Raw genomic sequence first — 15,669 nt, 5'->3', positions numbered from 1 at the left:
CTGGTCATGTGTTCCTGTTCCGGCCGCTCGGGGGCGGCCGGTGAGCCGGCCGTTCCCCCGGCCGGACCGAGGCGGGCCGGTGGCTCCGGCCCGCGTCAGCCGTAGACGATGCGACGCAACTGCCGCAGCGAGAGTTCCGGTGGCGCCACCGCGCGGTGCGGCAGCTCCGCCATGATCCGGTCGAAGATCTCCGTGTTGTTCAGCCCTCTGGCCTGGAGCTCGCGGTGGCGGCGGCGGACGAACGCCTCGATCGTCTCGTCGAAGTACGCCAGCACGTCCAGCACCACCCGGGCGGCCTCGCCGCTCTGGAGCGGCGTGCTGCGGACCAGGTGGTCGACGAGGTCGTCATGGGACGCGGGGCGATCGAGCACCCGTTGATATTGCGGGTGCGGGGGGTCTCTTTGCAAGAAACCTGCCCGATATCGGGCAGGAATGGGTTCGGTCGGCTCGGGAGGGGCGGGATCCGGTTCCGGTGCGGCCGGGTCGGGCCCCGCCGCGGCGGGCCGCTCGGTGCCGGGCCACTCGGCGCTTCCGCGTGCGGCGGATGGCTCGGCGGTGGGGCCGTGCGGGTGGGGCGGCCGACGCCACGGCGGCTCAAGTGGTCTACACCTTGACCGGTTGTGGGGCGCACGGTACCCATGGTGACCGTTCGGTCACTCCATTCGTTCGGACAGCAGCTCTGATTCGTTCGGACCGCCTTGCCGAAGCCCGCCGAAGGGACCGCTCGTGAGACGACTGCCCACGCTGTTCTGTTCGCTCCTCCTCGTCGCGGCGGGGGTGTCCGCCACCGGGGCCGCCGCCCCGCCGCCCGATCCGGCCGCCGGGGCCGTGACACCGCTGGACCGGGTGCTGCCCGCGCCCGCCTCCGTACGGCCCGGCGGCGCGCCGTTCACGCTCCGGCCCGGTGCCCGGATCCGGGTGCCGGACCACTCGCCCGCGGCGCGGAAGGCGGGGGAGTACCTGGCGGGCGTGCTCCGCCCGGCCACCGGTTACGCGCTGCCGGTCACCTCCGCCGGGGAGCGGGACGGGGACATCCTGCTGCGGCTGGGCGGCGAGAGCCGCGGCAGCGGCGGCCCGGGGCCCGGCTCCACCGGCGCGGGCACCGCCGGTTCCACCGCCGGCACCGACAGCCCGGGCACCGGCAGCCCCGGCACCGACGGCCCGGGCACCGGCAGTTCCGCTTCCGGTTCCGGTGGCGCGGGCGCGGGCACGGCTGCGGCGGCCGCCGCCGGGGACCTCGGGGACGAGGGCTACCGCCTGGACTCCTCCCGGGCGGCCGTCGCCATCAGCGCCCGTACGGCCACCGGCCTCTTCCACGGCATCCAGACCCTGCGGCAGCTGCTGCCCGCCGCCGTCGAGCGTCAGGCGCGGCAGCCGGGCCCCTGGAAGGTCGCGGGCGGCACCATCACGGACGCCCCGCGCTTCGCCTACCGCGGCGCGATGCTGGATGTCTCCCGGCACTTCTTCACCGTCGAGCAGGTGAAGCGCTACATCGACCAGATGGCGCTCTACAAGCTCAACACACTGCATCTCCACCTCTCGGACGACCAGGGCTGGCGGATCGCCATCGACTCCTGGCCGCGGCTGGCGACGTACGGCGGCAGCACCCAGGTGGGCGGGGGCCGGGGCGGCCACTACAGCAAGCGGGACTACCGGGAGATCGTGCGGCACGCCGCCGACCGTCACCTGGAGGTCGTGCCCGAGATCGACATGCCGGGGCACACCAACGCGGCCCTCGCCTCCTACGCCCGGCTGAACTGCGACGGAGTGGCCCCGCCGCTCTATACCGGCACGGAGGTCGGCTTCAGCTCGCTGTGCGTGCCCAAGGCCGTCACCTACGACTTCGTGGACGACGTGGTGCGCGAGCTCGCCGCCATGACGCCCGGCCGGTACCTGCACATCGGCGGAGACGAGGCCCACTCGACGCCCCACGAGGACTACGCCGCCTTCATGGACCGGGCACAGCGGACCGTCGCCAGGTACGGCAAGACGGTCGTCGGCTGGCACCAGTTGACCGGGGCGAAGCCGGCCGACGGGGCGGTGGCCCAGTACTGGGGCACCACCGGCACCGAGAAGGAGGTCGTGGACGCGGCCAAGGCCGGCACCCGGATGGTGCTCTCGCCCGCCAACCGCGCCTACCTCGACATGAAGTACACCAAGGACACGCCGCTCGGGCTCAGCTGGGCCGGATACGTCGAGGTCCGGCAGTCCTGGGACTGGGATCCGGGCCGCTATCTGCAGGGCGTCCCGGAGTCGGCCGTGCTCGGGGTGGAGGCGCCGCTCTGGTCCGAGACCCTCACCACCAGCGACCACATCGAGTACATGGCCTTCCCGCGGCTGCCGGGCATCGCGGAGCTGGGCTGGTCGCCCGCCGCCACGCACGACTGGGAGGCGTACCGGACGCGGCTGGCCGCGCAGGCGCCGCGCTGGGCGGCGCTGGGCATCGACTACTACCGCTCGCCGCAGGTGCCGTGGCCTGCGGAGTGAACCACCGCCGCTGCGGGGGCTGTTGATCCGTCCTCGATCCGTTCGCCAGAGCCGGAGGGTACGGAGCCCCGGCGCAACGCCTTCCGCCCCGGCCGCACGACGCGGCCGGGGCGGAAAGCGTGGTGGTCCTCCGGGAGGATGCCGGGGGGAGGGGCCGGTCAGCCGGTGAGCCCCAGCTCACGGGCGATCAGCATGCGCTGCACCTCGCTCGTGCCCTCGCCGATCTCCAGGATCTTGGAGTCCCGCCACATCCGGGCCACCGGGTACTCGTTCATGAAGCCGTAGCCGCCGTGGATCTGGGTCGCCTCGCGGGCGTTGGTCACCGCGATCTCGGAGGAGTAGAGCTTGGCCAGCGCCGCCTCCTTCTTGAACGGCTCGCCGTGCACCAGCCGGGAGGCCGCGTCCCGCCAGGAGATCCGCGCCGTGTGGGCACGCATCTCCATGTCGGCCAGCTTGAACTGGATGGCCTGGTTCTCGCCGATCGGCTTCCCGAAGGCCTGCCGCTCCTTGGCGTACTTCAGCGACTCGTCCACACAGCCCTGGGCCAGGCCGGTGGCCAGCGCGGAGATCGCGATCCGGCCCTCGTCCAGTATCCGCAGGAACTGGGCGTAGCCGCGCCCCTCCTCGCCGAGCAGGTTGGCGGCGGGCACCCGGCAGTCGCTGAAGGACAGTTCGCGGGTGTCCGAGGCGTTCCAGCCGACCTTGGAGTAGGGGGCGGCCACGGTGAAGCCCGGGGTGCCGGAGGGCACGATGATCGAGGAGATCTCGGGGCGCCCGTCGGGCTTGCGGCCGGTGACCGCGGTGACGGTGACCAGCCCGGTGATGTCCGTACCGGAGTTGGTGATGAAGCACTTGGTGCCGTTGATCACCCACTCGTTCGTCGCCTCGTCGAGCCGGGCCGTGGTGCGGGTGCCGCCGGCGTCCGAGCCGCACTCGGGCTCGGTCAGGCCGAACGCGCCCAGGATCTCGCCCGAGCACAGCCGCGGCAGCCACTCCCGCTTCTGCTCCTCGGTGCCGAACCGGAAGACCGGCATCGCACCCAGGGAGACACCGGCCTCCAGGGTGATCGCCACGGAGGAGTCGACGCGGGCCAGCTCCTCCAGAGCCAGGCCGAGGGCGAGGTAGTCGCCGCCCATGCCGCCGTACTCCTCGGGGAACGGCAGGCCGAACAGGCCCATCCGGCCCATCTCGCGGACGATCTCGTACGGGAACTCGTGGTTCTCGTAGAACTCCCCGATCTTCGGCGCGATGACATCGTGCGCGAACGCCTCGACGGTGCGGCGGAGTTCCTCGTGCTCGGCGGAGAGACGGTGGTCGATCGTCATGACGTCACTGCTCCTGGGGGGAGGTGGTGCCCGACAGGGCACGGACGGTACGGGACGGGCTGGGCCGTCCCAGATGGGCGGCCATCCACACGCTGGTGGCCGTGAGCCGGCCGAGGTCGACCCCGGTCTCGATGCCGAGGCCGTTCAGCATCCAGACGAGGTCTTCGGTGGCGAGGTTTCCGGTGGCGCTCTTGGCGTACGGGCAGCCGCCGAGACCGCCCGCGGAGGCGTCGACGATGCTCACGCCGTGCTGGAGCGCCGCCAGGGTGTTGGACAGGGCCTGGCCGTAGGTGTCGTGGAAGTGCACCGCGATCCGCTCGGTGCCGACGCCGACCGCGTCGAGCGCGGTGAGCAGCGCCCCGACGTGGCCGGGGGTGGCGACGCCGATGGTGTCGCCGAGGCTCAGCTCGTCGCACCCGATGTCGATCAGGCTGCGGCTGACCCGGACCACCCGGTCGATCTCCACGGCGCCCTCCCAGGGGTCGCCGAAGCACATCGACAGATAGCCGCGGACCCGCAGCCCGGCCTCCCGGGCCCGGGCGACGACCGGGGCGAACATCGCGATCGACTCGTCCACCGTGCGGTTGAGGTTGGCCTTGGCGAACGACTCGGTGGCGCTGCCGAAGACCGCGATCTCCCGCACCCCGAGCGTCAGCGCCCGTTCGAGGCCGCGCTCGTTGGGGACGAGGACCGGCAGCCGGGCGCCGACCGCGTCGAGTCTCGGCATCAGCGCCTCGGCGTCGGCGAGCTGCGGCACCCACTTCGGGTGGACGAAGCTGGTCGCCTCGATGGTGTCCAGACCGGCGTCGGCCAGCCGGGCGATGAAGTCGGCCTTCACCTCGACCGGGACGACCATCTTCTCGTTCTGCAGGCCGTCCCGGGGCCCGACCTCGTGGATCCGGACCCGGGCCGGCAGGCCGGCCACGGGCACGGTCATCGGCAGTGACTCGGTCATCGTGCGGCCTCCTCCTCGCGCGGCTCCTCGTGCGGGTCGACGACGGCCAGCACCTGGTCCATGGCGACGGTGCTGCCGGGGGTCACGTCGAGCTCGGCGACCGTGCCGGCGTGCGGCGCGCAGATGACGTGCTCCATCTTCATCGCCTCGACGACCAGCAGGCTCTGTCCGGCGACCACCTCGTCGCCCACGGCGGCCTTCACCACGGTGACGGTGCCGGGCATCGGGGCGGTCAGCGCGTCCATGCCGTGCGCGCCCGCCGCGCCGCTGAGGGCCGCGGCGACCGGATCGTGGTCCTGCACCTGCCAGCCGTCGCCGTCCCGGCCCAGCCACTGGCCGGCGCCGCCGGGCGGGGCGACGAAGGTGTGGGTGACGCCGTTCCACTCCAGCCGGAGCCGGACGGGCGCGCCGTCCGGGCCGTCGGCGGCCGGGCTGTCGGCGGCCGGCCCGGAGGGGAGCAGCCGGGCCGGTACGGCCTCGCCGTCCCCGATCCGGACCTCGGCCCGGGCCGCGGTGCCGCGCACCCGGACGGCGACCGGGTCGTGGCCCGGCACCCGCAGGTGGTGCGCGGTCCAGGCCGGTTCGCCGCCGAGCCGCCAGCCGCTGCCCGCCGAGAACGGGTCCGTCCAGCCGGTGGCGGGGGCGTTCCGCAGGCCCTCCGGCTGCAGCGCGGCGTGCCGCAGCAGCGCCGCCGTCGCGTACACCTCGTCCGGTACGCCCGCGGGCACCAGCGACGCCGCGGCGCGGTCGACCAGCCCGGTGTCCAGCGCGCCGGAGACCACGTCCGGGTGGTCCAGCAGCCGCCGCAGGAAGCCGGTGTTGGTGTCCAGGCCGAGGACGGCCGTCCCGGCCAGCGCACCGCGCAGCCGGCGCAGCGCCGTCGCCCGGTCCGGGCCGTGGGCGATCACCTTGGCCAGCATCGGGTCGTAGGAAGTTCCCACCTCCGTACCGGCGTTGAGGCCGGAGTCCACCCGGACGCCCTCGCCCGCGGGCTCGTGCAGCGCCCGTACGGTGCCCGCGGAGGGGAGGAAGTCCACCCGGTCCCCGGCGGCCCGCGCGGTCTCCGCGCAGATCCGGGCCTCCACGGCGTGCCCGGTGAGCCGGACGTCCTGCTGTCCGTACGCCAGGTGCTCGCCGGCCGCGACCCGCACCTGCCACTCCACCAGGTCCAGCCCGGTGACGAGTTCGGTGACCGGGTGCTCGACCTGGAGGCGGGTGTTCATCTCCATGAAGTAGTAGGCCGACGGGTCGTGGCCCGGGACGATGAACTCCACGGTGCCCGCGCCGGTGTAGCCGCAGGAGCGGGCGGCCTGCACCGCGGCGGCTCCCATGGCCTCCCGGGTGGCCGCGTCGAGCAGCGGGCTCGGCGCCTCCTCGATGATCTTCTGGTGGCGGCGCTGCAGGGAGCACTCGCGCTCGCCGAGGTGCACGACCTGCCCGTGTCCGTCGGCCATCACCTGGATCTCGATGTGCCGCGGGCTGTCGATCCACCGCTCCACCAGCAGCGTGTCGTCGCCGAAGGAGCCGCGGGCCTCGCGCCGCGCCGCCGCGATCTCGTCGGCCAGCAGCGCCTCGTCACGGACCAGCCGCATGCCCTTGCCGCCGCCGCCCGCCGAGGGCTTGAGCAGCACCGGCATCCCGATCTCCCGGGCCGCCGCGGCCAGTTCGGCGTCGCTCAGGCCGCTGCCGGAGGAGCCGGGGACCACCGGGACGCCGGCCTTCCGCACCGTCTCCTTGGCCCGGATCTTGTCGCCCATCAGCTCGATGGCGGACGCGGGCGGGCCGATGAACGCCAGCCCGGCGTCCGCGCAGGCACGGGCGAACGCGGCGTTCTCCGCGAGGAAGCCGTACCCCGGGTGCACCGCCTGGGCGCCCGTCAGCTCCGCCGCCGCCAGCAGCCGCGGCACCGACAGATAGCTCTCCGACGCGGCGGCCGGGCCGATGCGCACCGCGGTGTCCGCCTCCCGGACGTGCCGGGCGTCCGCGTCGGCGTCGCTGAACACCGCGACGGAGCGGATGCCCATCGCCCGGAGCGTGCGGATGACCCGGACCGCGATCTCGCCGCGGTTGGCCACCAGTACCGTCTCGAACATCGTCATGGTCCCCCTCACATCCGGAAGACGCCGTAGCCGGGTGCGGCAGGGTCCTTGTCGGGCAGCGGCGCGTTGGCGCAGGCGGTCAGGGCCAGCCCCAGCACCGTGCGGGTCTCCAGCGGGTCGATGACGCCGTCGTCCCACAGCCGGGCCGACGCGTAGTAGGCGTTGCCCTGGGTCTCGTACTGCTCGCGGATCGGGGCGCGGAACGTCTCCTCGTCCTCCGCGCTCCACTCCTCGCCGCGGCCCTCCAGCTGGTCGCGCTTGACGGTCGCGAGGACCGAGGCGGCCTGCTCGCCGCCCATCACCGAGATCTTGGCGTTCGGCCACATCCACAGGAAGCGGGGGGAGTACGCCCGGCCGCACATCGAGTAGTTGCCCGCGCCGTACGAGCCGCCGACCACCACCGTCAGCTTCGGCACCCGGGTGCAGGCCACGGCCGTCACCATCTTCGCGCCGTGCTTGGCGATGCCGCCCGCCTCGTAGCTGCGGCCCACCATGAAGCCCGAGATGTTCTGCAGGAACAGCAGCGGGATGCCGCGCTGGTCGCACAGCTCGATGAAGTGCGCGCCCTTCTGGGCCGATTCGGAGAACAGGATGCCGTTGTTCGCGACGATCCCGACCGGGTGGCCGTGGATCCGGGCGAAGCCGGTGACCAGCGTCGTGCCGTACTCGGCCTTGAACTCGGCGAACCGGGAGCCGTCCACGATCCGGGAGATCACCTCCCGCACGTCGTACGGGGTGCGGGAGTCGACCGGGACCGCGCCGTACAGGCCGGCCGGGTCCACCGCCGGCTCCTCGACGGGCTCCACCGTCCACGGCAGCGGCTGCCGGGAGGGCAGGGTGGAGACGATGTTCCGCACGATCCGCAGCGCGTGCGCGTCGTCCTCCGCGAGGTGGTCGGTCACGCCGGAGGTGCGGGAGTGCACCTCGCCGCCGCCGAGCTCCTCCGCGGTCACCACCTCGCCGGTGGCCGCCTTCACCAGCGGCGGGCCGCCCAGGAAGATCGTGCCCTGGTTGCGCACGATGACGGCCTCGTCGCTCATCGCCGGGACGTACGCGCCGCCCGCCGTGCAGGAGCCCAGTACCGCGGCGACCTGCGGGATGCCCGCGCCGGACATCCGGGCCTGGTTGTAGAAGATCCGGCCGAAGTGCTCGCGGTCCGGGAAGACCTCGTCCTGCATCGGCAGGAAGGCGCCGCCGGAGTCCACCAGGTACAGGCAGGGCAGCCGGTTCTCCAGCGCCACCTCCTGGGCCCGCAGGTGCTTCTTGACCGTCATCGGGTAGTACGTGCCGCCCTTGACCGTGGCGTCGTTGGCGACGATCACCACCTCGCGGCCGGAGACCCGGCCGATCCCGGCGATCACACCCGCCGCGGGCGCCTGGCCGCCGTACATCCCGTCCGCCGCCAGCGGCGCCAGCTCCAGGAACGGGGAGCCCGGGTCGAGGAGGGCGTCCACCCGGTCCCGGGGGAGCAGCTTGCCGCGCGCGGTGTGCCGCGCCCGCGCCTTCTCGCCGCCGCCCAGCCGCGCTCCGGCGAGCTTCTCGCGCAAGTGCGCCGCGAGCTCCCGGTGCGCCGCCTCGTTGGCCCGCCAGGCGTCGGACGCCGGATCGGCGCCGGACGCCAGCGCTGGTGCCTGCTGCATCTCCTCGAGCCCCCTTGCCCGGTTAATGAGCGTTAACGCATATGTCTTCAGGTTAACGATCGCTAACGCGGCTGTCTAGAATGAATGTCCATGAGCACCAACGCTGCCGCCGGGACCGCGGCCCCGTCCCGCCGTGACCAGATCCTCGGGGAGGCCGCCCGGCTCTTCGCCGAGCGCGGCTTCCACGGCGTGGGCGTCGACGAGATAGGGGCCGCGGTCGGCATCAGCGGCCCCGGGCTCTACCGGCACTTCGCGGGCAAGGACGCGATGCTCGCCGAGCTGCTGGTGGGGATCAGCGAGCGCCTCCTCACCGGCGGCAAGCGGCGGGTCGCGGAGACGGCCGGGCCGCCCGGGGCGGTGCTCGACGCGCTGATCGAGGGGCACATCGACTTCGCCCTCGACGACCGCCCGCTGATCGTCCTGCACGACCGGGAGCTGGACCGGCTCCGGGACAGTGACCGCAAGCTGGTGCGCCAGCTCCAGCGGCAGTACGTCGAGCTGTGGGTCGCGGTCGTCCGGGAGATCCACCCCGGCGCCCCGGAGGCCGAGGCGCGGTCGGCGGTGCACGCCGTCTTCGGGCTGCTGAACTCCACCCCGCACCTCAGCCGCCCCGCCACGCTCCCCGGCCGGGAGGCCACCGCCGCCCTGCTGCACCGGCTGGCGCTGGGGGCGCTGGCGGCGCTGTCGGTGGGCTGACGGCGTTCGGCGGACCGGTCCGCGGGCTCCGCCCGACGGGCCGGTGATTTTCGCGGTCGGCGTGGCCGATTTTCGCTGTCCGTGATGGCCGATTCTGTGCGGCCGTTGTGGCCTGCGCGACTCCGCCGGAGGGGGTGGAACCTCTGGACAGGCCGGCTGACTCCCGGGTAACTTTCGCTGAGCAAGCGCTTAGACAGCCAGGGATCGCTCGCGGTCCGGCCGGGAGAGGGAGGCACGCGGATGCGGCGCACGGTGTTCAACGAGGACCACGAGGCCTTCCGGGAGACCATCCGCGACTTCATCGCCGCCGAGGTGGCGCCCGTCTACCACGAGTGGGAGGCGGCCGGGCAGGCCCCGCGCGACTTCTACCGCAAACTCGGCGAGCTCGGCGTGTTCGGCATCGAGGTGCCGGAGGAGTACGGCGGCGCGGGCGAGACCAGCTTCAAGTTCACGGCGATCATCAGCGAGGAGTGCGCCCGGGCCGGGGTCAGCTTCGGCGGCAGCGGCGTGCACACCGCGCTCTGCCTGCCGTACCTGCTGGCCTACGCCAGTGAGGAGCAGAAGAAGCGCTGGCTGCCGGACTTCGTCTCCGGCGCGATGATGACCGCCATCGCCATGACCGAGCCCGGCACCGGATCCGACCTGGCCGGGATGAAGACCACCGCCAAGCTCTCCGAGGACGGCACGCACTACGTCCTCAACGGCGCCAAGACCTTCATCACCGGCGGCGTCCTCGCCGACCGGGTGCTGGTCTGCGCCCGCACCGCCGCCCCCACCCCCGAGGACCGGCGCGGCGGGATATCCATCCTGGTCGTCGACGCGAAGAGCGAGGGCTACGCGGTCGGCCGCAAGCTCGACAAGCTCGGGCTGAAGACCTCCGACACCGCGGAGCTGTCCTTCACCGACGTCAGGGTCCCGGTGGAGGACCTGCTCGGCGAGGAGGGCAAGGCCTTCTCCTACCTCACCCACAATCTCCCGCAGGAGCGGCTGAGCATCGCGGTCGGCGCCTACGCCCAGGCGTCCGCGGCCATCGCGTTCGCCACCGAGTACGTCCGGGACCGCACCGTCTTCGGCCAGTCGGTCGCCGCGTTCCAGAACACCAAGTTCGTCCTCGCCGACTGCCGGGCCGAGGTGGACGCCGCGCAGGCCGTCGTCGACCGGGCGCTGGACGCCCTCGACGCGGGCGAGCTCACCCCCGCCGACGCCGCCTCCGCCAAGCTGTTCTGCACCGATGTCGCCTCGCGGGTCATCGACAAGTGCCTCCAGCTGCACGGCGGCTACGGCTACATGATGGAGTACCCGATCGCGCGCCTGTACGCGGACAACCGCGTCAACCGCATCTACGGCGGCACCAGCGAGGTCATGCGCTCGATCATCGCCAAGTCGATGGGTCTGTGAGCCCGGGCCCGGGCGGCGGCCGGCCGCCCGGACCCCGGCCGCCGGCCTGCCCGGAGCACCCGCCCGCACCCCCGTTCCCCACCCCCCGTCCCGTCCCCGAGTGAAACAACCTGATGAGCGAACCCCTGCAGAGCCTTCTCGACCTGCTCGACCTCGAGCGGATCGAGGAGAACATCTTCCGCGGCAACAGCCGCCCCGCCGTCGTGCCGCGGGTCTTCGGCGGTCAGGTGGCGGCCCAGGCGCTGGTCGCCGCGGGCCGCACCGTCCCCGCGGACCGCGCCGCGCACTCGCTGCACGCGTACTTCCTGCGGATCGGCGACGCCGGGGCCCCGATCGTCTACACCGTCGACCGGATCCGCGACGGGCGGTCGTTCACCACCCGCCGGGTGGTCGCGGTCCAGCACGGGCAGCCGATCTTCCACCTCTCCGCGTCCTTCCAGGTGTTCGAGGAGGGGCTGGACCACCAGGCGCCGATGCCGCCCGCGCCGGACCCGGAGACGCTGCCGACCGCCGAGGAGATGCTGCCCCGGCACGCCCACTTCTTCCGCGACCCGGGCATGGTGGACCGGCTGTTGGAGGCGCGGGCCGCCGTCGACCTGCGCTACGTCGAGGAACCGCCGTACGCCACCGCCGCCCAGGGACCCCGCGACCCCAGCTCGCAGGTCTGGTTCCGGACCAACGGCAAGCTCGCCGACGACCCGCTGCTGCACGTCTGCCTCGCCACCTACGTCTCGGACATGACCCTGCTCGACTCGGTGCTGCTCGCCCACGGCCGCGGCGGCTGGACCGTCGGCGACGTGGTGGGCGCCAGCCTCGACCACGCCATGTGGTTCCACCGGCCGTTCCGGGCGGACGAGTGGCTGCTCTACGACCAGCACAGCCCGTCGGCGCACGGCGGCCGGGGCCTGGGCGAGGCCCGGATCTACACCGCCGACGGCCGGCTCGCGATCTCCGTCATCCAGGAGGGCGTGATCCGGGTGCCGCGCGACGAGACCCGGCCGGCGCCCGAGGGGCCGTAAGGGGGCCTTGCCCCAGGAGCGTCCGGGCGGGCTTGGTGCCAGGACCCTGCGGACGAGCCCGCCCGCGGTGGGTGCCGTGGGACGGGCCCGGCGGTTCGGGCATACTCGCGCACCATGGGCCGTGTCGAGCAGGAGCACCGGACGCCGGACGGCGCCGGGCCGCCGCAGCGGGGCGGAAGCCTCGCCACCGTGATCGTCGCCGCGCTCGCCGCTCTCGGCATCGCGGCCGCCAAGGCGGTCGCCGGAGCCGTCAGCGGCTCCGGCGCCCTGCTGGCGGAGGCCGCGCACTCCGTCGCCGACGCGGTGACGGGGCTGCTGACCGCGCTCGAAGACCGCCGCGGGCGCCCGGCCGGGGCCGCCCGCCCGGACGGTCACGGTCCGGACGGTCAGGGGGACGAAGGCCGTCACGGTGACGAGCGCCGCGTCCCGGCCCTCGCCTCCGTCGCGCTCTTCGTCGCCGCCGCGGTCTTCGCTCTGGACGAGGGCATCCGCACCCTCGCCGCGGGCGGGGAGCCGGGCGACCCGGCCGTGGCGTACGTGGTCCTCGCCGTCGCCGTTCTGCCCGCGGCCTGGTCCCTGCGGGCCGCGGTGCGGCAGGTGCGGGCGGGCGCCGCCCGCTTCCGTGTCCCGGTGCGCGACTACCTGCGGCACACCCCCGACACCGCCGAGCGGTTCGCCGTCCTGCGGGACGCGGCGGCCGTGGCGGGACTGCTGCTCGCGGCGCTCGGGCTGCTCGGCGGCCGGCTCACCGGCTCCGCCGGCTGGGACGGCGCCGCGTCGGTCCTCATCGGCCTGCTCCTCCTGGCCGTGGCGTGGGAGTCGGCCCGCGGCCGGCCGGCGACGCCCGCCGGACGGTCGCTGCCGCCGGAGATGCGGGACGCGGTCCGGGACGAGCTGCTGGAGCTGTCGCACGTGCTCGGCGTCCTGGAGCTGGTCACCGTCGTGCAGGCGCCGGGCGAGGTGCTGGTCGCCGCGAAGGTCGACTTCACCGACTACGCGACCGCCGAGGAGATCGAATGGGCCTGCGAGGACGCGGAGCGGGCGCTGCGCACCCGGTTCCCGGCCATCGCGCGGGTCTTCCTCGACCCGACACCGGGTCCGTACCAGCGGCGGCCGGAGCGGTAGCCCGCGGTCGGTGCCCCCTGAGGAGCCGCTGTGACGAGACCGTCCGACGTCAGCGGTCGAGGTCGAGGAAGGGGACACCCCGACCCTCGTACGCCTTCGGCGCCACTGTGGCGACCAGCGCGTCCGTACCCCACTCGGGTAGATGACGTGCAGCGTGGATGGCGGCCGCGATCCCCGACGGGACGCCGTCCCTGCGCAGCTGCGCGACGGTGAGCATGGCGGGATAGTCGAGGTCGGCCGTGTGGACGACCTCGAGCTGGCCGATGTGCTCCGCGATGCCCGGATGCTCCGCGTCCGCTTCAAGAATCGACAGCACCGGAGCCCACAGGCGGGTCTCCGGCTCGAAGTGGGCCCGGTGGACCAGAGCGGACACCTGCCGGTTCCCCGACAGGGCAAGCAGCGTGGGTGTGTCCAGAACGAGGTGGTGCTGGATCACGCGGCGGTGTCCTGCTGCCCTGCGAAGGCATCGCGCAACGTGCGGCCCATCGCCGCGCTCTCCTCGTCACTCACGTCGACACCGAAATGCTCAGCCAGGTAGGCGCGTGTCCGCTCCGCGCGCTCACGCCGTTCCTCATCCGTGAGCGTGGAATCCGCGAACTCCTGCACCAGCGAACGGATCGACGTCCCCCGGGACTCCGCGATGACCGCGAGACGGTCTCGCACCTCGGACGGCACTCGGATCATGGCATCGGACATGAAGCAAGTATACGCCGACGTCTACACGGAAGCGGGCTGCTCCCCCAAGACCCCTCCGACACCCCTTGCCCCGCAGGTCCCAGGGGACCCACCGCCCGGTGCCCGTCAAGGCTGGGCCGTCAGGCCCGCCGCGTCGATCAGGTAGGCCGTGAGCGGGTCGTAGTAGCGCGGGTCCACCACGTGGTCGTCCAGCGGCACGGTGACCGCCAGCGTGCCTTCCGCCTCGCCCAGGAAGAGCGCCGGGTCGTTGCAGTCGGCGAAGCCCACCGCGTCGATGCCCCGCTGCCCCGCGCAGCCCGCCCAGCCGTGGTCGGCCACGACCAGGTCCGGCAGCGGCCGGCCCTGGTGCGCCAGGCCGTCCAGGATCGCGGCCATCGGCATGGGGGAGTGGGTGTGCCAGAGCGTCGCGCCCCGCTCCAGCACGGCCACGTCGCAGAACTGGAAGACCGAGCCCTCGTCCGCCCGCAGCCCCGGCGGGATCACCATGATCTCGCAGCCGGCCGCCCGCAGCGCCGCCGCGACGCTCCGGTGCACGTCCAGCAGCCCGCCCGGGTGGCCCGTCGCGAACAGCACCCGCTGCCCGGCCTCGGCCGCCTTGCGCAGCACCGTCGCCGTCCGGTCCAGGGCGTCGACCGTCAGCGCCGGGTCGATGGTGTCCTGGCCGCTGCGGTGCTCCGGGTCGTCGACCACGCCGCAGCGCTCCGCCATCACCGCCAGCACGTCCTGCTCGTCGGTCCAGCGGTCGCCGAGCTCCAGCCCCAGCCAGTAGTGGCGGTCGCCGTTCGCGAGCTTGCGGTAGTGGTCGAGGTTGTTCTCCCGCGGGGTCGCCACATCGCCCGCGATCCGGGTGCGGACGAGGTGGTCGATCAGTTCGGCGCGGCTGGGTATCGGCATGGAGTCCATTGTGGCGTGAACCGCGGTGCGATGGACGCCGTGTCCAAATAGCGTGGCCCGGCCATCGGGAACGTACATGTGCGAAATCCGCGGCTCTCCCTACGCTCGGACCCGTACCCAGTGATCCCGAACCGCCGAGAGGCAGCAGCTGTATGAGCACAGAGCCCCGTGGCCCCGTCGACTCGTCCCGCATCCCGCGCTACGCCGGACCGGCCACGTTCGCCCGGCTCCCCCGGCTCGACGAGGTCGGCGCCGCCGATGTGGCCGTGGTCGGTGTGCCCTTCGACACCGGTGTCTCCTACCGGCCCGGCGCCCGCTTCGGCGGCAACGCCATCCGGGAGGCCTCCCGGCTGCTGCGCCCCTACAACCCGGCGCAGGACGCCTCGCCCTTCGCGCTCGCCCAGGTCGCCGACGCCGGTGACATCGCGGCCAACCCGTTCAACATCGACGAGGCCGTGGAGACCGTCCAGGCCGCGGCCGACGACCTGCTCGACACCGGCGCCCGGCTGATGACCCTCGGCGGCGACCACACCATCGCCCTGCCGCTGCTGCGCTCCGTGGCCCGCAAGCACGGCCCGGTCGCGCTGCTGCACTTCGACGCGCACCTGGACACCTGGGACACCTACTTCGGGGCCGAGTACACCCACGGCACCCCGTTCCGGCGCGCCGTCGAGGAGGGCATCCTCGACACCTCCGCCCTGTCGCACGTCGGCACCCGCGGCCCGCTGTACGGCAAGAAGGACCTCGACGACGACGAGAAGATGGGCTTCGGCATCGTCACCTCCGCCGACGTCATGCGGCGCGGCGTCGACGAGGTGGCCGACCAGCTCCGCCAGCGCATCGGCGACCGGCCGCTGTACATCTCCATCGACATCGACGTCCTGGACCCGGCCCACGCGCCCGGCACCGGCACCCCCGAGGCCGGCGGCCTCACCTCCCGTGAGCTGCTGGAGATCCTGCGCGGGCTGTCCGACTGCCACCTGGTCTCGGCCGACCTGGTCGAGGTGGCCCCGGCCTACGACCACGCGGAGATCACCTCCGTGGCCGCCTCGCACACCGCGTACGAGCTGACGACGATCATGTCCCGGCAGATCGCGGCAGCCCGGGAGCCGCAGGCCTGACGTCTCCCGGAGCCCGGGTCCGGCACGGGCCCGGAGGCACAGGTCTCCGGGCCCAGGCTGCGGACCGCTCCCGGAGGCTTAGGTCTCGGGCCCCACGCCGTGCGCGACATATTGCGTACGCACAGCTGAAACAAAACCGGGCACCCCCGGTGTTCTTGATCGTGGCGCTGCGGGCACCGTGGCGCCACGACGGCTGGGACAACGGAGGGTGACC

At 73.3% G+C, this 15,669-nt stretch carries 14 protein-coding genes; 6 read left to right on the top strand and 8 right to left on the bottom strand.

The window, feature by feature from the left end; genetic code table 11:
* Positions 1 to 95: 95 nt before the first annotated feature.
* On the bottom strand, positions 96 to 371 hold the full coding sequence (locus ACFYYR_RS02905) for a hypothetical protein (RefSeq protein ID WP_388846189.1): 276 nt from the start codon (positions 369 to 371) through the stop codon (positions 96 to 98).
* A 355-nt stretch (positions 372 to 726) separates the two neighbouring features.
* Here ACFYYR_RS02905 and ACFYYR_RS02900 point away from each other — a divergent pair, with 355 nt between their 5' ends.
* Positions 727 to 2,487: a beta-N-acetylhexosaminidase gene (locus ACFYYR_RS02900; RefSeq protein ID WP_388846187.1), complete on the top strand. Its 1,761-nt coding sequence runs from the start codon at positions 727 to 729 to the stop codon at positions 2,485 to 2,487.
* A gap of 158 nt (positions 2,488 to 2,645) precedes the next feature.
* Here the strand turns inward: ACFYYR_RS02900 and ACFYYR_RS02895 are convergent, their stop codons facing one another.
* From ACFYYR_RS02895 to ACFYYR_RS02880, 4 genes are read right to left on the bottom strand one after another with little or no spacing between them, the layout of a single operon-like run.
* On the bottom strand, positions 2,646 to 3,812 hold the full coding sequence (locus tag ACFYYR_RS02895; RefSeq protein ID WP_388846185.1) for an acyl-CoA dehydrogenase family protein: 1,167 nt from the start codon (positions 3,810 to 3,812) through the stop codon (positions 2,646 to 2,648).
* Between the two features lie 4 nt (positions 3,813 to 3,816).
* Positions 3,817 to 4,767: a hydroxymethylglutaryl-CoA lyase gene (locus ACFYYR_RS02890; RefSeq protein ID WP_388846183.1), complete on the bottom strand. Its 951-nt coding sequence runs from the start codon at positions 4,765 to 4,767 to the stop codon at positions 3,817 to 3,819.
* Complete coding sequence (locus ACFYYR_RS02885) at positions 4,764 to 6,860, bottom strand: biotin carboxylase N-terminal domain-containing protein (RefSeq protein ID WP_388846437.1); 2,097 nt, start codon at positions 6,858 to 6,860, stop codon at positions 4,764 to 4,766. The genes ACFYYR_RS02890 and ACFYYR_RS02885 overlap by 4 nt, the downstream gene beginning before the upstream one ends.
* Before the next feature lie 14 nt (positions 6,861 to 6,874).
* Entirely contained in the window at positions 6,875 to 8,506 is a 1,632-nt protein-coding gene (locus ACFYYR_RS02880) for a carboxyl transferase domain-containing protein (protein ID WP_388846181.1), read from the bottom strand.
* A 90-nt stretch (positions 8,507 to 8,596) separates the two neighbouring features.
* On the opposite strand from ACFYYR_RS02880, the gene ACFYYR_RS02875 reads away from it, so the two are divergent.
* The 4 genes from ACFYYR_RS02875 to ACFYYR_RS02860 all read left to right on the top strand — a co-directional run bounded on the left by ACFYYR_RS02875 (position 8,597) and on the right by ACFYYR_RS02860 (position 12,744).
* Positions 8,597 to 9,202: a TetR/AcrR family transcriptional regulator gene (locus tag ACFYYR_RS02875; protein ID WP_388846179.1), complete on the top strand. Its 606-nt coding sequence runs from the start codon at positions 8,597 to 8,599 to the stop codon at positions 9,200 to 9,202.
* A gap of 240 nt (positions 9,203 to 9,442) precedes the next feature.
* The gene (locus ACFYYR_RS02870) at positions 9,443 to 10,600 is read left to right on the top strand and encodes an acyl-CoA dehydrogenase family protein (protein ID WP_388846177.1); all 1,158 of its coding nucleotides are present in this window, start codon (positions 9,443 to 9,445) and stop codon (positions 10,598 to 10,600) included.
* Positions 10,601 to 10,713: 113 nt separating this feature from the next.
* A complete protein-coding gene (locus ACFYYR_RS02865; RefSeq protein ID WP_388846175.1) occupies positions 10,714 to 11,619 on the top strand; it encodes an acyl-CoA thioesterase in 906 nt (301 codons plus the stop codon).
* 114 nt (positions 11,620 to 11,733) lie between these two features.
* Positions 11,734 to 12,744: a cation transporter gene (locus ACFYYR_RS02860; protein ID WP_388846173.1), complete on the top strand. Its 1,011-nt coding sequence runs from the start codon at positions 11,734 to 11,736 to the stop codon at positions 12,742 to 12,744.
* A 49-nt stretch (positions 12,745 to 12,793) separates the two neighbouring features.
* On the opposite strand, the gene ACFYYR_RS02855 is transcribed toward ACFYYR_RS02860, so the two are convergent.
* The 3 genes from ACFYYR_RS02855 to ACFYYR_RS02845 form a co-directional block, all read right to left on the bottom strand.
* Positions 12,794 to 13,180 (bottom strand): hypothetical protein, encoded by a 387-nt coding sequence (locus ACFYYR_RS02855; RefSeq protein WP_388846171.1) that lies wholly within the window; start codon positions 13,178 to 13,180, stop codon positions 12,794 to 12,796.
* On the bottom strand, positions 13,177 to 13,440 hold the full coding sequence (locus ACFYYR_RS02850; protein WP_388846169.1) for a hypothetical protein: 264 nt from the start codon (positions 13,438 to 13,440) through the stop codon (positions 13,177 to 13,179). The genes ACFYYR_RS02855 and ACFYYR_RS02850 overlap by 4 nt, the downstream gene beginning before the upstream one ends.
* Before the next feature lie 105 nt (positions 13,441 to 13,545).
* Positions 13,546 to 14,334 (bottom strand): phosphatase, encoded by a 789-nt coding sequence (locus tag ACFYYR_RS02845; RefSeq protein ID WP_388846167.1) that lies wholly within the window; start codon positions 14,332 to 14,334, stop codon positions 13,546 to 13,548.
* Between the two features lie 152 nt (positions 14,335 to 14,486).
* Between ACFYYR_RS02845 and speB the strand changes: the two genes are divergently transcribed.
* A complete protein-coding gene (speB, locus tag ACFYYR_RS02840) occupies positions 14,487 to 15,455 on the top strand; it encodes an agmatinase (RefSeq protein ID WP_351510376.1) in 969 nt (322 codons plus the stop codon).
* Positions 15,456 to 15,669 lie beyond the last annotated feature (214 nt).

The organism is Streptomyces sp. NPDC001922 (genome assembly GCF_042891165.1).
Lineage (GTDB): Bacteria > Actinomycetota > Actinomycetes > Streptomycetales > Streptomycetaceae > Streptomyces.
Note: the sequence above shows the minus strand (reverse complement) of the source record. Positions and strands in the feature narration are given on the sequence as shown.

What these genes read in the sequence shown, in the direction of transcription:
- ACFYYR_RS02860 (WP_388846173.1), top strand. Translation starts at nt 11,734, where the DNA reads ATGGGCCGTGTCGAGCAGGAGCACCGGACGCCGGACGGCGCCGGGCCG.
- ACFYYR_RS02880 (WP_388846181.1), bottom strand. Translation starts at nt 8,506, where the DNA reads ATGCAGCAGGCACCAGCGCTGGCGTCCGGCGCCGATCCGGCGTCCGAC.
- ACFYYR_RS02865 (WP_388846175.1), top strand. Translation starts at nt 10,714, where the DNA reads ATGAGCGAACCCCTGCAGAGCCTTCTCGACCTGCTCGACCTCGAGCGG.
- ACFYYR_RS02850 (WP_388846169.1), bottom strand. Translation starts at nt 13,440, where the DNA reads ATGTCCGATGCCATGATCCGAGTGCCGTCCGAGGTGCGAGACCGTCTC.
- ACFYYR_RS02875 (WP_388846179.1), top strand. Translation starts at nt 8,597, where the DNA reads ATGAGCACCAACGCTGCCGCCGGGACCGCGGCCCCGTCCCGCCGTGAC.
- ACFYYR_RS02845 (WP_388846167.1), bottom strand. Translation starts at nt 14,334, where the DNA reads ATGCCGATACCCAGCCGCGCCGAACTGATCGACCACCTCGTCCGCACC.
- ACFYYR_RS02895 (WP_388846185.1), bottom strand. Translation starts at nt 3,812, where the DNA reads ATGACGATCGACCACCGTCTCTCCGCCGAGCACGAGGAACTCCGCCGC.
- ACFYYR_RS02890 (WP_388846183.1), bottom strand. Translation starts at nt 4,767, where the DNA reads ATGACCGAGTCACTGCCGATGACCGTGCCCGTGGCCGGCCTGCCGGCC.
- ACFYYR_RS02870 (WP_388846177.1), top strand. Translation starts at nt 9,443, where the DNA reads ATGCGGCGCACGGTGTTCAACGAGGACCACGAGGCCTTCCGGGAGACC.
- speB (WP_351510376.1), top strand. Translation starts at nt 14,487, where the DNA reads ATGAGCACAGAGCCCCGTGGCCCCGTCGACTCGTCCCGCATCCCGCGC.
- ACFYYR_RS02885 (WP_388846437.1), bottom strand. Translation starts at nt 6,860, where the DNA reads ATGTTCGAGACGGTACTGGTGGCCAACCGCGGCGAGATCGCGGTCCGG.